This window comes from Clostridium sp. K13, from assembly GCF_019734195.1.
Lineage (GTDB): Bacteria > Bacillota > Clostridia > Clostridiales > Clostridiaceae > Clostridium.
The window spans coordinates 1-14,755 of record NZ_JAASHM010000029.1 but is presented as its reverse complement, the minus strand read 5'-3'; the positions used below and the strand labels follow the sequence as shown (position 1 = coordinate 14,755).

Sequence of the window (14,755 nt, the reverse complement as noted above, 5' to 3'; positions counted from 1 at the left end):
AAAGGCAGGTTAGAGATTTGAAGACCGGAAGAATAATCAAGGTTGCAGGTCCTTTAGTTGTTGCTGAAGGAATGGACGAAGCAAATATATTAGATATGGTTAAGGTTGGAGAAAAAGGTCTTATCGGAGAAATCATCGAAATGAGAGGCGATAAGGCATCTATCCAAGTTTACGAAGAAACTACAGGAATAGGGCCAGGGGACCCAGTTGTTACAACAGGAGAACCTTTAAGTATTGAACTTGGACCAGGACTTATAGAGTCAATGTTCGATGGAATACAAAGACCACTAGATGCATTTGAAAAAGTAGCTCAATCACCATTCTTAACAAAAGGTATTTCAGTTACTTCATTAAATAGAGAAAGAGTTTGGACTTTCAATCCTACAGTTGCTGTTGGAGATAAAGTTGAAGCTGGAGATGTAATCGGAACAGTTCAAGAAACTGCTGTTGTATTACATAAAATAATGGTTCCTTACGGAGTAGAAGGTACTGTTAAAGAAATAAAGAGCGGAGATTTCACTGTTGTTGACACAGTTTGTGTTGTTGAAACAGCTAAAGGTGATAAAGAAGTTCAAATGATGCAAAAATGGCCTGCAAGAAAAGGTAGACCTTATGCACAAAAATTAAAACCAGAAGCTCCTATGACTACAGGTCAAAGAGTTATAGATACTTTCTTCCCAGTAGCTAAGGGTGGAGCTGCTGCAGTACCAGGTCCTTTCGGAGCAGGTAAGACAGTTGTTCAACACCAAATTGCAAAATGGGGAGATGCTGAAATAGTTGTTTACGTTGGATGCGGTGAGCGTGGTAACGAAATGACAGACGTTCTTAATGAGTTCCCAGAATTAAAAGACCCTAAAACTGGTGAATCTCTAATGAAGAGAACAGTTCTTATAGCTAATACTTCAAACATGCCAGTTGCTGCCAGAGAAGCTTGTATATATACAGGTATAACAATCGCTGAATACTTCAGAGATATGGGATACTCAGTATCAATCATGGCTGACTCTACATCAAGATGGGCAGAAGCATTAAGAGAAATGTCTGGTAGACTTGAAGAAATGCCAGGAGACGAAGGTTATCCAGCATACTTAGGATCTAGACTTTCTGATTACTATGAAAGAGCTGGTAAAGTTGTTTGTTTAGGTAAAGATGGAAGACAAGGTGCTGTTACTGCAATCGGTGCGGTTTCACCTCCAGGGGGAGACCTTTCTGAACCAGTTACTCAATCAACACTTAGAATAGTTAAAGTTTTCTGGGGATTAGATGCTCAACTTGCATATAAGAGACACTTCCCAGCTATAAACTGGATTAACTCATATTCATTATATGCTGATACTGTTGATGGTTACTTAAATGAAACAGTTGCTGCAGATTGGTCTACATTAAGACAAGAAGCAATGACTTTACTTCAAGAAGAATCAGGTTTACAAGAAATCGTAAGCTTAGTTGGTATTGATGCATTATCAGAAAAAGATAGATTAAAATTAGAAGTTTCTAAGTCTATAAGAGAAGACTATTTACAACAAAATGGTTTCCATGAAATAGATACTTATACTTCATTAGATAAACAATACAAAATGTTAAAGCTTGTATTATTATTCAGAAAAGAAGCAGAAAGAGCTTTAGATGCAGGAGTTTACTTAGATAAGATCTTAGGATTAGAAGTAAGAGATAAGATTGCAAGAAGTAAATATATCCATGAAGATGAAATATCTAAGATGGATGATATTGCTGCTGAATTAAGAGCTGACATTGATACTTTAATCAACGAAGGAGGGGTTCTTAATGCTTAAGGAATACAGAACAGTAACAGAAGTTGTTGGTCCTTTAATGGTTGTTGAAGGAGTTAGCGGCGTTAAGTACGATGAGCTAGTTGAAGTTGAGATACAAACTGGTGAATTAAGAAGAGGTAAGGTTCTAGAAGTTAATGGATCAAAAGCAATGGTTCAATTATTTGAAGGTTCTAGTGGAATTAACTTAAAAGGAACTAAAGCTAAATTCTTAGGAAAGCCACTTCAATTAGGTGTATCAGAAGATATGCTAGGAAGAGTATTTGATGGAATGGGTCATCCTATTGACAACGGTCCAAAAATAATACCTGAAAAGCAATTAGATATAAATGGGGAAGCAATTAACCCAGTATCAAGAAATTTCCCATCAGAATTTATACAAACAGGTATATCTGCAATTGATGGATTAAATACACTTGTTAGAGGACAAAAGTTACCAGTTTTCTCTGGTTCAGGTCTTCCACATGCACAATTAGCTGCACAAATTGCAAGACAAGCGACTGTTTTAAATTCAGATGCTAACTTCGCTGTTGTATTTGCTGCTATAGGTATTACATTCGAAGAATCTCAATTCTTCGTTGATGAATTTAAGAAGACTGGTGCTATAGATAATGCAGTATTATTTATGAACCTTGCTTCTGACCCAGCTATCGAAAGAATAGCTACTCCAAGAATGGCATTAACTGCTGCTGAGTTCTTAGCATACGAAAAAGATATGCACGTTCTTGTTATCATGACAGATATCACTAACTATGCTGAAGCTTTAAGAGAAGTTTCTGCTGCTAGAAAGGAAGTTCCAGGTAGAAGAGGTTACCCAGGTTACCTATATACTGACCTTTCTACATTATATGAAAGAGCAGGTAGAATTAATGGTAGAGGTGGTTCAATCACTCAAATTCCAATATTAACAATGCCTGAAGATGATAAGACACATCCAATTCCAGACTTAACTGGATATATTACAGAGGGACAAATAATCCTTTCAAGAGAATTATACAAGAAGGGAATTATGCCTCCAATAGATGTACTTCCATCACTTTCAAGACTTAAGGATAAGGGTATCGGTAAAGGTAAGACTAGAGAAGACCATGCTGATACAATGAACCAATTATTCTCAGCTTATGCACAAGGTAAGCAAGCTAAAGAATTATCAGCAATCTTAGGTGAATCTGCATTATCAGATACTGATAAGAAGTTTGCTAAATTTGCTGAAGCATTTGAAGAACAATATGTTTCTCAAGGATTTGAAGCAAATAGATCAATTGAAGAAACTTTAAATTTAGGTTGGAAATTACTTAAGATTCTTCCTAAGACAGAGCTTAAGAGAATCAGAGATGAATATCTTGAAAAGTATATGCCAAAGGGAGATGAAGAGTAGAATATGGCAAAGTTAAATGTCAATCCTACTAGAATGGAGCTATCTAAGCTGAAGAAGAGATTAACTACTGCAGCAAGAGGACATAAGCTTCTTAAAGATAAGCAAGATGAATTAATGAGACAATTCATTAACCTTGTTAAATATAATAATGAATTAAGAAAGTCAGTAGAATCTGAACTTGAAGGTTCATTTAAGGATTTCGTTATGGCAAGTGCTGTAATGAGTTCAGAATTCTTAGAAGAAGCAGTTGCTTATCCTAAAGATAGTGTATCTGTTGAAGTAGGAACAAAAAACATAATGAGTGTTAATGTTCCACAAATGAAATTCCACAGACAATTACAAGATAGTGAAGGAAGCATTTATCCATATGGTTTTGCAAATACATCTTCTGAATTAGACGATGCTATAGGAAAGCTTGAATCTATACTTCCAAAACTTCTTGAATTAGCTGAAGTTGAAAAATCAACTCAGTTAATGGCTGATGAAATTGAAAAGACAAGAAGAAGAGTTAATGCCCTTGAATACATGACTATTCCTCAATTAGAAGAGACTATTAAGTTTATAAGAATGAAACTTGATGAAAATGAAAGAGGAGCTCTTACTAGATTAATGAAGGTTAAGGATATGATTAACTCAAGAGCAGAAGCTTAATTTACACATTATCACATAAAAGAGGAGCTGTTATAAAACGGCTCCTTATTTTTATGAGGTATTAATAGACGAAGTTTGAAATTTTTCCATATGTAATATTATTTATTATATGTTTGATAATAAACTCAATTAATAGTATAATGCTAATAGAATACATAATATTGCATATTGTGATAAGTTTTAAGGAGAATGTTAATGAAATTTTTACTAGCGACAATAATAGCTTTTTTAACAGTATTTATTTTGACACCAATACTTATGAAATTAGCTTTTAAATATAATTTTACTGATAAACCAACTAAAAGAAAAATTCATAAAGGAGCAACTCCACTTTGTGGAGGAATTGCCATGTTTATTGGATTTTTTACAGCATACTTTATTGCTTTTCACAATTATAATTTTGATGAAAAGTATGGAATATTCATTGGAGCATTATTGATTCTTTTAATTGGAGTGGTAGATGATTATTATAAAAGCATTGGAAAAGAATTTGGTATTATTCCTAGACTTATAGTTCAACTTTTAGCAGCAGTAATAGTATTTAAATCAGGAATTGCATTTGAAGGTTTTACAAATCCTTTTACAGATAAATACATAACCTTATCACCTATAGTTCAGTTTGTACTTACTATAACGTGGATTTTTGGTGTAACAACTGTAATAAATTGGTCTGATGGAATGGATGGCCTAGCAGGAGGATTATCCTTTATTTCAGCAATGACTTTTGCAGTAACGGCTATAATATTAGGGCAACCTCCATCATTATTATTTTCATTAATAACAGCAGGAGTTGTATTAGCATTTCTATTTTATAATAGATATCCGGCAAAAGTATTTATGGGAGATTCAGGAGCTAATTTTTTAGGTTTTATTTTAAGTATTATAGCTTTAGATGGAGCATTTAAAGGAGCAACTATATTAAGTTTAATGATACCAATATTAGCTTTAGCTGTTCCTATATTTGATAATATATTTGTAATATTTAAAAGATTTTCAGAGGGAAAACCTATATATCAAGCAGATAGAAGTCAAATTCACTATAGGCTTCAAGCAAAGGGGCTTAATACTAACCAAATAGTAACATTTATAAGTATAATAAGTTTAACATGTAGTGTTATTTCACTATTACTTTTATTAATAAAGTTTTAATGGAAGAAAAAAACAAATAAGTATTTACAAATTAAGAAAAATTTTGTATAATTTAATAAAATCTTATCAAGAGTGGTGGAGGGACTGGCCCGTTGAAACCCAGCAACCTACTTCATTAATGGAAAATGAAGAATGGGTAATGGAGAATAAATAAAATTTATAATTATCCATTAACCATTATTTAATTACCCATTAATTAATGTGTGGTGCTAATTCCAACAGCTTAAAGCTGATAGATAAGGGTATTTTTATAGGCAAAGTGTTTTTTTACCTAAAGGAAATATCCTTTAGGTTTTTTTGTTTTATAAAAAAGAATAAGTAATATAAAAAAGAATAAAAATTTAATATGGGGATTTAGTAGTTAGTAAAAACTACTAACTAATTTAAAGGGGGCTTTTTTTATGAAAATTAATGAATTATTTAATAGCAAGGAACTGGTATTTTCTTTTGAAATATTTCCACCGAAGGTTACATCACCAATTAGCACTGTTTATAAAACTTTAGAGGAATTAAATGATTTAAAACCAGACTTTATTAGTGTAACTTATGGGGCAGGTGGAAGTTTAACTAATAATAGAACAACAGAACTCTCCTCGCTAGTAAAAGAAAAGTATGGAGTAGAATCAGTTGCACATTTAACATGTATATCATCTACTAAAGATGAAATAGATATTATATTAGATGATTTAAAGAGTCATGGAATAGAAAATATATTAGCTTTAAGAGGTGATATTCCAGTTGGACAAGATCCTAAGGGTGAATTTAATTATGCATATGAGCTTATATCTCATATAAAGAAAAGAGGAGATTTTAACATTCTTGGAGCATGTTATCCAGAAGGGCATGTTAGGGGAAGAGATTTAAAAGAAGATATGATGCACTTGAAATTAAAAGAGGAAATGGGTGCTACTCATTTTATTTCTCAACTATTTTTTGATAATAATTATTTTTATGATATGCTAGAAGAAAAAGACAAATTAGGAATTAAATCACCAATTCAAGCTGGGATTATGCCAGTGGTAAATAAGAATCAAATAGAAAGAATATCATCTTTGTGTGGAGCACATATACCTGAAAAGTTTATTAAAATCATGAATAAATATGAACATGATAAAGATGCATTAAGAGAAGCTGGTATTGCATATGCAGTTGAGCAAATAGTAGATTTAGTTTCTAGTGGAGTAGATGGAATTCATTTATATACTATGAATAATCCATATGTAGCAAGAAGAATACATGATAATATAAATACAATTATAAATTCAATTAATAATAGAAAAGTTGTTTAAATTTAGGAGGGTAATAATGAATAAAGTAGAGAGTTTTGAATTAGATCATAGAAAGGTAAAGGCACCATATATAAGAAAATGTTGTTTGCTAAATGGTCCTAAAGGGGATTATGTAACTAAATTTGATATTAGATTTTTACAACCTAATAAAGAAGCCTTTGGAACTGCAGCAATGCATGGATTAGAACATCTATTAGCATATAAACTTAGAGATACTTTAGACGGAATAATTGATTTATCACCAATGGGATGTAGAACAGGATTTTATTTAAGCATTTTTGGCGATAGAGATGCTAGTGAAATTAAAAGTGCTGTAGAAAATGCTTTGAGTGAAATTCTAAAAGCAACAGAGATTCCTGCTGCTAATGATATACAATGTGGAAATTATAGAGACTTATCATTGTTTGGTGCTAAAGAGTATGCTAAAGAAGCATTAGAGAGTGGTTTTTCTTTAAATATTTATGGTGAGTAAATAAATGCTTTTAATAAAAGTATATTAAAAGTAACTTAGTATTAATAAAATAAATAGACAAATAAGTGTGTAAAATTATATGTCTATTTATTTTTTTTTATTTTAATAAAAAAATTAATAAAAGTTAATTGGTATATATTAAAATGTAAAATAAAATACAATAATAATTTAACAATGTGGCAAAATATCTAAAATTGTACTATAATATATTTATATGTATATTTTAGGAGGATAAGCATGAATATATTATTGGTCGAGGATGAAAGAATTCAAAGAGAGGCATTAGCATCAATAATTAAATCAAATTTTGTGGATGTAAGGATATATGAGGCAGCTTCTAAAAATGAAGCAATAAAAATTATTGATGAAAAGGATATACATTTATTTTTTATTGATATACAGTTGAAAGACTCTTCAGGATTAGATTTAGCAAAAAAAATACGTAAATATGAAAATCATGCTTTAACTGGAATAGTATTTGTAACTGGTGAGCTTGTACATATAATAGAAGCATTTAAAAACATTCATTGTTATGACTTTATTGTTAAACCCTATAAGGAAAAGGATATCATAAAGATTGTAGATGTGTTTTTAAACTCAACGCCACTAAAGAACATTAAAGAGGGATGTTATTCATTTATAGATCTTGACTCTAATATATCAGTAAAATTATATCATAATGATATTATTTATATTGAGTATATAAATAAATGTTGCAATATTCATACTATAAGTGGAGTATATAATGTGAAAAGGACTTCTTTAGTTAAGGTTTTAAAAAGTTTAAATAATGATGAAATAATACAAACACATAGATCATTTGCTATTAATATGAAGTATGTTACTGAAATTGAAAAGACCTATGAAAAAGTATGGAATATTAAATTGAGGGGATGTGATGATGTGGTTTTATTAAGCTACACATATAGACAAGCATTTTTAAGGAGGATTGAATAATGGACATAATAGGAATATGCATTTCGTTTATAGAAATTTTAACTATATTTTTAATATATAATATTTTAATAAATGATAGAATATTTCAAGGAATTTTTAAGATAGGTATTCTTTCAATAATAACTTCATTGACATATTCATTATTTGTAACTATATATTCTACTGATCCACTGATAATTCTTATAGGGGTATTATTTTTAAATTCTATGTTAATAAGTAAATATGAAAAAAAGGATACAATAGTAACATTTATTGAATTTATAGTCAGTGCTTTACTTATGCTAGGCTTTGAATTAGTAATAAGTTTTATAGTGTATGTAACAATGGGAAATGATGATTTAAGTCCAACAACATATCTTATATTAGTGACATGTATAATGTCTATATTAATTTATTTATTAAGTACTAATAAAGTTGTAAAAAAGGTAAGGTTTTCAACCTTTTTTTCTAAATATAAAAGTATAAATATAATAATATTAAACTTATTTGTATTCTTTTTGTTAATAAAGGTATTAATGACTAATAGGTTAATGAGTACTACGATTATTATTCCAATAACAATATTAGGGTTAATACTTATAGGAGTAAACTGTTATTTTTATGTTTATTTATATAAAACATTAAATGAAAAGAAAAAAAGTGAAATTAAAACTTCATTTAATCCACTTATAAATGATTTAATGGGTAAGCTTAAAGCTAATGAGCATGAATATAAAAATCATTTAAATACTATTTGGAGTATAGCACAAGTTACAACACCAGAAGAAATGAAAGGAAAATTACAAGAGTATATATCAAATATAGTAGATGATACAGAAGAATTTTCAATGTTATTAAATGTAGAAAATACTATAATTAAAGCTGTGCTTTATAATAAAGGACAAAGGGCAGAAAAGTTAGGAGTTCAATATACATATAATATAAAAAGTAACTTTAAAGATATTTCTCTTGATAATTCAGAGCTTACAGTAATATTGAGTAATTTATTAAATAATGCTATAGAAGCAACTAGTATGATAAAGAAAAAAGAGTTAGAAGTAATCCTAGAAGAGGATAATAGGTATTATATAATAAATGTAAAGAATAGGACAGAAGGATTAAAAGGAGAAGATTTATCTAATATTTTTAAAATGGGATATAGTACTAAAGGCGAAGGTAGAGGCTATGGATTATATAATGTGAAAAATATAGTAGATAAATATAGAGGAAAAATACAATTATCTTTAGAAGAAGATATTATGAATATTAAAATTTTATTTGTTAAATAAGTGTATAGTGAAATAAACACTTAAAATTAAATAGGAGATATATAATAAATTTTTAATTATATATCTCCTATTTATTATTTATTTTCTTTTTTCATAGGTGGAGTTGGTTCACCCCATAATAAAAGACTATTAGGTGCTGCTAATGTAGCTATTTCACCTACACTTGTAACTGCACACATTAAAGTAGCTAATTTAACTGCTAATTTTTTTTTCATTTTTATAAACCTCCTTTAAAAAATCTAAAATTATATATAAAATTATTAATAAACCACAATTAATATAGTAATTTGATAGTAATAAATTTGAAAAAACAAACCAAATTAATAAAGTGAAAGTAACTATGTTTTTAAATTTTATCTTTTTATATTGTGTTTTAATTACTTTACGAAGAGGATTAACAGGATTGAATTTTCTGATAATTATAATACTTAGTAATATTAGCATTAAATGAAGTATAATGTTTATTGGAGGTAGAATATAGGCTAAGTAATATATTACAATAAATGATACATTACTTTGAACTACACAGCTAATAAAAGTCTTGGCATGGCTTCCACCAATAAAAGGTCTTATTAGCATTAATAAAGTTATCATCAATATAAATGCCGGTAACTTGTCTAATAATAATGCAATTAAAACCATAATTATTATTTTAGAGGTCTCACCATAAAAAACTTCTAATCCATATCTTATTTTATCAATTTCATAAATATCAGTTAATCCAACATTTGTAACTATAAAATCTAATTGTTTTTTTATAAATTGATTACTCAAAAGTATACCTCCTTAAGTATTACATAAATAATTATAATATAAATTACACTTAAATTCTATTAAAACCACAAATTTCATTTAAATTAGCATAAAAAGAAGAAAAAAGGAATAGAAAGAAAGAAATGATACATATTTTCTTAATATGAACAGTAATGTTCTAATAATGAATAATAAGTAAAAAATACTTTTGGAAAATGTAAAAATATGATAAAATATGATAAAATATGTTGGGGATATGGGGTGATTTAAATATTTACATTTCTTGAATTTACAAGTATGTTAATGCTATATCATATACTATTTATTGAAGGAATAAGTAATATAAAAAAATATATTTTTCATTCAATAGTAGGGGGAATAATAGCAACTACTATATTTATGATTTTAAAGGAGTACAGAGTATTAGCATTTATTTTTATTTTCTTAATAGCTACAATTATAGTAAGGCAAATTTATAAGAAAAGTATTATAGTTAATATAGTTGAATTGATTATTTCAAGTATTATAGTAATTGTTACTGAACTTATAGTTATGGTAATATCTATTTTAATAGTTGGACATAATGATTTACCATCTTGGTTATGTGCGGTAATTCTTTTGGTAACAATGAGTTTAGCAATATATTTTAGTCATAAAATTATTAAATTTAAAAAAGTTAGAATAGATAATTTTATAGAAAAATACAATTCTATTCTTATAGTTTGTATTAATATAATCATAGTATTTTTATTTTTTAAAGTGTTATTTCAAAATAGCTCTATAGAAGGATTAAATTTAGTAGAATGTGGGGTACTATTTATAGCTATTATAGTTATAAATTTATTTTATTTTATAGATCTTTATAAAAAGGATAGAAATAGTAAAAAATCTGAATTGAAAGAAAGTATTAATCCATTAATACAAGATCTTATTGATGAAATGAAAGCAAGTGAGCATGAGTATAAAAATCATTTAAACATATTATATTGCATGATACAAGTTTGCAAAGAGGACGAGCTGCGTGATAGAGCTAAAAAATACATAGGAAATGTATTCGAAAATAAAAATTTATTACATAATTTATCAAATATTGAAAATATTATTCTTAAAGCTGTTTTATTAAGTAAAATAACTCAAGCTGAAAAAAATGAGATAAAGTGTTGTTATGAAATAAATAACCAATTAGAATGTATACCATTAGATGATAGTGAACTTACAGTAGTATTAAGTAATTTATTAAATAATGCAATTGAAGCAGCAAGTAAAAGTGATAAAAAGCATATTAATATTTTTACGGAATTTAGAGAAGAGAAGCATATAATAAAGGTTTCAAATAGCATTACTAATCTTACAGAAGAAATGATGACTGATATTTCTAAGGTGAGATTTTCAACTAAGGGAAAAGGAAGAGGATACGGATTATATAATATAAAAAATATAATTAATAAATATAAAGGGAATGTTATAATGTCTTTAGATTCAGATGTTTTTAACATAACTATTAAGATATAAAGTAGTATGAAAAATAAAATAGTATTTTCATACTACTTTTTTTATTTACTTATTATTTTTATTATTTAAATTTTTATCTACTTTTTCTAAATAATTATGTTCATTTACAATACAATTTTCAAAAGATTCAATAGCATTTTTTGTGAAGTTACCTATTTTAGCTAAGTCAGCTGGAGTATTTACATGAATATTATTACTCATAAAAATCATCTTCCTTTCAATGTTTAAAGGTATATCATTATGTAGTTAGAAAATTACTAAACAACAAATTCACCTAATTATATTTTGTCATATAATAAAAAAACTATTACAAATATAAAAGGATTAAATTGACAATTGAGGGGGTTAATAGTAGAATAAATATAATTTCTGAGTGTAAGTTCAGTTAATAAAAAGGGGGAATTAAGAAATGAAAGCAATTTTAACGGTAATTGGTAAAGATAAAGTGGGGATAATAGCAGGAGTAAGTAGTGAATTGCAGAAGTTAAATATTAATATTTTAGATGTTAATCAAACAATAATGGATGAATTCTTTACTATGATAATGATGTTAGACCTAAAATTAAGCACTAATAATTTTGAGGAAATTAAAAAGACTTTGGAGCTAAAAGGAAAAGAATTAGGTGTTGAAGTTAAAATTCAAAGAGAAGAAATATTTAACTCAATGTATACTGTATAAAATATCAAGTCTTTAATGGAGGAAAATTATGAATGCAAATAATATATTAGAAACTATAAAAATGATAGAAGAAGAAAAGTTAGATATTAGAACTATAACTATGGGAATCTCTCTTTTAGATTGTATAGATAGTGATGGAGATAAGGCAAGAGAAAAAATATATAATAAAATTACTACTTATGCTAAGGATTTAGTTAAAGTTGGAGATGAAATAGCAAATGAATTTGGAGTACCTATAGTAAATAAAAGAGTATCAGTTACACCTATTTCAATAATAGCTGGAGCAACAAATGAAACTAATTATGTGAAATTTGCAGAAACATTAGATAAAGCTGCACATGAATTAGGCATAGATTTTATAGGTGGTTTTTCAGCATTAGTACATAAAGGATATACTAAAGGAGATAGAATTCTTATTAATTCAATACCAGAAGCTTTAGCGAAAACTAGTAAGGTTTGTTCTTCTGTAAATGTTGGTTCAACTAGATGTGGTATTAATATGGATGCTGTTAAGGAAATGGGAAAAGTAATTAAAAGAACAGCAGAATTAACAGCAGATAAAAAAGGATTTGGCTGTGCAAAACTTGTTGTATTTGCTAATGCAGTTGAGGATAATCCATTTATGGCTGGAGCTTTTCATGGAGTTGGAGAAGCAGATAGAGTTATAAATGTAGGAGTTAGTGGACCTGGAGTAGTACAAAGAGCTATAGAGAAGGTTAAAGGAGAAAGCTTTGATGTAGTTGCTGAAACTATTAAGAAAACTGCATTTAAAATTACAAGAATAGGACAATTAGTAGCACATGAAGCTGCTAAAAGATTGGATACACCTTTTGGAATAGTAGATTTATCATTAGCACCTACACCTGCAGTTGGAGATTCAGTTGCGCATATTTTAGAAGCTATGGGACTTGAAGTTGTAGGGACTCATGGAACAACTGCAGCTTTAGCTCTTTTAAATGATGCAGTTAAAAAAGGTGGAGTAATGGCTTGTAGTCATGTTGGGGGCTTAAGTGGAGCTTTTATTCCAGTTTCTGAAGATGCTGGAATGATAGATGCTGTATTAAATGGTTCTTTAAATCTAGAAAAGCTTGAAGCAATGACAGCTATTTGCTCAGTTGGATTAGATATGATTGCAGTACCAGGAGATACACCTGCAGAAACATTATCAGCAATGATTGCTGATGAAAGTGCAATTGGAGTTATAAATAACAAGACTACAGCAGTAAGAATAATTCCAGCTCCAGGATGTAAAGTAGGAGATTTAGTTGAATTTGGAGGGCTTTTAGGTACAGCACCTGTAATGCCTATAAATAAGTATTCTTCATTTGATTTTATTCAACGTGGAGGTAGAATACCAGCACCAATTCATTCATTTAAAAATTAAATAGAATAATATAACAATAGAGATAAGCAAATATTATTTATAAAATAATAAATAATATTTGACAAGTCTCTATTTTATTATATAAAATTAAATATTTGTATTGTTAAATAGAAAAAATATATAATAAACTTAGGAAAAATAAAATAAAAATGTTCAATTTAGGCAATACTATAAATAATTATAACTGTACAAATTACTAACAGTAGATTATTATTAAATGTTGCATAAAATAATACAAAAAAATAGATTGGTCGTGAGGAAAAACTAATGAGTGGAAATTTAGCTTTAGAAAAAGAAATTCTTGAACAAAAGCGTAAAGATATATTAAATGAAGTCGAAGATAAAAAAAGATACCAAGAAGAAATAGCTAAAAAGTTAAAGGTATTAACTAAGGAAGCTAAAGGAAGTTATAATCAAGAAAAAGAAAGTACTGAAAAGATATATAACTTGCTAAAAAAAGAAATAGAAAATTATGAAGAAGCATTAAAAAATCCTTATTTTGGAAGGGTAGATTTTAATGAAAAGTTTGGAGTTGAAGAAAAGATTTATATAGGTAAAAAAGGAATAACATCTACAGTAGACGGTGAAGAAATAGTTGTAGATTGGAGAGCACCGGTAGCAGATCTTTATTATAGTGGGACTGGAGGAGAAGCTTATTATAGGGCTCCAATGGGGGTAGTTGAAGGTGAGTTAAATCTAAAAAGAAAGTTTTTATTTAGTGATAAGCACTTAGATAAGGTTTTTGATGAAAGTACTAATGAAATTATTATTAATGGTGAAGAGGGATCAGAACTTGTTGATGAGTTTTTAAAAATAAATCTAGAAGAAAGTAGAGGAAAAAAGCTTAAGGAAGTAGTTGCAACTATCCAAAAGGAACAAAATGATATTATAAGATGGCCTAAGAACCTTCCAATAATAGTTCAAGGATCAGCTGGATCAGGAAAAACTACAATTGCATTACATAGATTAGCATATCTTTTATATAGATACAGAGAATCTATGGATGGAAAAGATATATTAGTATTAGCTCCTAATAAGTTATTTCTAGATTACATTTCTGATATTTTACCTACATTAGGATCAAATGATGTAAAACAAACAACATTTCAGGAACTTGTTATGAAAACTCTTAAATTAAAAGGAAAAATAAAAACTAAGGATGATAAGCTAAAGGAGCTTATAGAAATAGAAGATCATAGAGAAAAACAATCAATTGTAAATGCGTCAAGGGTAAAGGGAAATTTAATATTTAAGACTATAATTGATAGATATATAGCTTTATTAGAAAGTAGTTCATTAGAAATAGATGATATTTTAATGGAAGGTTATGTTTTATTTTCTAAAAGAGAAATTATGAGATTATACTTAAAAGATTTACAAAGTTATCCTATAAATAAGGCTCTGTTTTAAATGAAGGTTGATTATATATTAAATTTAAAAGGACACAGTGCTGTGTCCTTTTTGAGTATATAT

At 28.1% G+C, this 14,755-nt stretch carries 14 protein-coding genes, 1 pseudogene and 1 riboswitch; of the genes and pseudogenes, 12 read left to right on the top strand and 3 right to left on the bottom strand.

What is annotated here, in order from left to right; genetic code table 11:
- Positions 1-17: 17 nt before the first annotated feature.
- The 8 genes from HCG76_RS14075 to HCG76_RS14040 all read left to right on the top strand — a co-directional run bounded on the left by HCG76_RS14075 (position 18) and on the right by HCG76_RS14040 (position 8,954).
- A complete protein-coding gene (locus HCG76_RS14075; protein ID WP_221701013.1) occupies positions 18-1,793 on the top strand; it encodes a V-type ATP synthase subunit A in 1,776 nt (591 codons plus the stop codon).
- The gene (locus HCG76_RS14070; protein WP_221701014.1) at positions 1,786-3,168 is read left to right on the top strand and encodes a V-type ATP synthase subunit B; all 1,383 of its coding nucleotides are present in this window, start codon (positions 1,786-1,788) and stop codon (positions 3,166-3,168) included. The genes HCG76_RS14075 and HCG76_RS14070 overlap by 8 nt, the downstream gene beginning before the upstream one ends.
- A gap of 3 nt (positions 3,169-3,171) precedes the next feature.
- Positions 3,172-3,819, top strand: coding sequence for a V-type ATP synthase subunit D (locus HCG76_RS14065; protein WP_221701015.1), 648 nt, complete (start codon positions 3,172-3,174; stop codon positions 3,817-3,819).
- 195 nt (positions 3,820-4,014) lie between these two features.
- Positions 4,015-4,968, top strand: coding sequence for an MraY family glycosyltransferase (locus HCG76_RS14060; RefSeq protein ID WP_221701016.1), 954 nt, complete (start codon positions 4,015-4,017; stop codon positions 4,966-4,968).
- Positions 4,969-5,028: 60 nt separating this feature from the next.
- Positions 5,029-5,211, top strand: a riboswitch (SAM riboswitch).
- Between the two features lie 158 nt (positions 5,212-5,369).
- Complete coding sequence (gene metF, locus HCG76_RS14055; RefSeq protein WP_221701017.1) at positions 5,370-6,257, top strand: methylenetetrahydrofolate reductase [NAD(P)H]; 888 nt, start codon at positions 5,370-5,372, stop codon at positions 6,255-6,257.
- A gap of 16 nt (positions 6,258-6,273) precedes the next feature.
- Positions 6,274-6,729 (top strand): S-ribosylhomocysteine lyase, encoded by a 456-nt coding sequence (locus HCG76_RS14050; protein WP_221701018.1) that lies wholly within the window; start codon positions 6,274-6,276, stop codon positions 6,727-6,729.
- Between the two features lie 237 nt (positions 6,730-6,966).
- Positions 6,967-7,686 carry a LytR/AlgR family response regulator transcription factor gene (locus HCG76_RS14045; RefSeq protein WP_221701019.1) on the top strand — a complete coding sequence of 240 codons (720 nt, stop codon included), beginning with the start codon at positions 6,967-6,969 and terminating at the stop codon, positions 7,684-7,686.
- Complete coding sequence (locus tag HCG76_RS14040) at positions 7,686-8,954, top strand: sensor histidine kinase (RefSeq protein ID WP_221701020.1); 1,269 nt, start codon at positions 7,686-7,688, stop codon at positions 8,952-8,954. Before HCG76_RS14045 ends, HCG76_RS14040 begins: the two co-directional genes overlap by 1 nt.
- Before the next feature lie 74 nt (positions 8,955-9,028).
- Here HCG76_RS14040 and HCG76_RS14035 read toward each other — a convergent pair whose 3' ends face one another.
- Both HCG76_RS14035 and HCG76_RS14030 read right to left on the bottom strand, forming a co-directional pair.
- On the bottom strand, positions 9,029-9,169 hold the full coding sequence (locus tag HCG76_RS14035) for a hypothetical protein (RefSeq protein WP_221701021.1): 141 nt from the start codon (positions 9,167-9,169) through the stop codon (positions 9,029-9,031).
- Positions 9,147-9,728 (bottom strand): accessory gene regulator B family protein, encoded by a 582-nt coding sequence (locus HCG76_RS14030; protein WP_221701022.1) that lies wholly within the window; start codon positions 9,726-9,728, stop codon positions 9,147-9,149. Before HCG76_RS14030 ends, HCG76_RS14035 begins: the two co-directional genes overlap by 23 nt.
- Before the next feature lie 276 nt (positions 9,729-10,004).
- Here HCG76_RS14030 and HCG76_RS14025 point away from each other — a divergent pair, with 276 nt between their 5' ends.
- A complete protein-coding gene (locus tag HCG76_RS14025) occupies positions 10,005-11,219 on the top strand; it encodes a sensor histidine kinase (RefSeq protein WP_221701023.1) in 1,215 nt (404 codons plus the stop codon).
- A 45-nt stretch (positions 11,220-11,264) separates the two neighbouring features.
- Here the strand turns inward: HCG76_RS14025 and HCG76_RS14020 are convergent, their stop codons facing one another.
- The gene (locus HCG76_RS14020; RefSeq protein WP_221701024.1) at positions 11,265-11,420 is read right to left on the bottom strand and encodes a hypothetical protein; all 156 of its coding nucleotides are present in this window, start codon (positions 11,418-11,420) and stop codon (positions 11,265-11,267) included.
- Between the two features lie 208 nt (positions 11,421-11,628).
- Here HCG76_RS14020 and HCG76_RS14015 point away from each other — a divergent pair, with 208 nt between their 5' ends.
- From HCG76_RS14015 to HCG76_RS14005, 3 genes and pseudogenes are all read left to right on the top strand, one after another.
- On the top strand, positions 11,629-11,898 hold the full coding sequence (locus tag HCG76_RS14015; protein WP_195990261.1) for an ACT domain-containing protein: 270 nt from the start codon (positions 11,629-11,631) through the stop codon (positions 11,896-11,898).
- Between the two features lie 28 nt (positions 11,899-11,926).
- Positions 11,927-13,282: a PFL family protein gene (locus HCG76_RS14010; protein ID WP_221701025.1), complete on the top strand. Its 1,356-nt coding sequence runs from the start codon at positions 11,927-11,929 to the stop codon at positions 13,280-13,282.
- 267 nt (positions 13,283-13,549) lie between these two features.
- A pseudogene (locus HCG76_RS14005) lies at positions 13,550-14,680 on the top strand (HelD family protein); the annotation flags it as partial.
- Between the last annotated feature and the right edge of the window lie 75 nt (positions 14,681-14,755).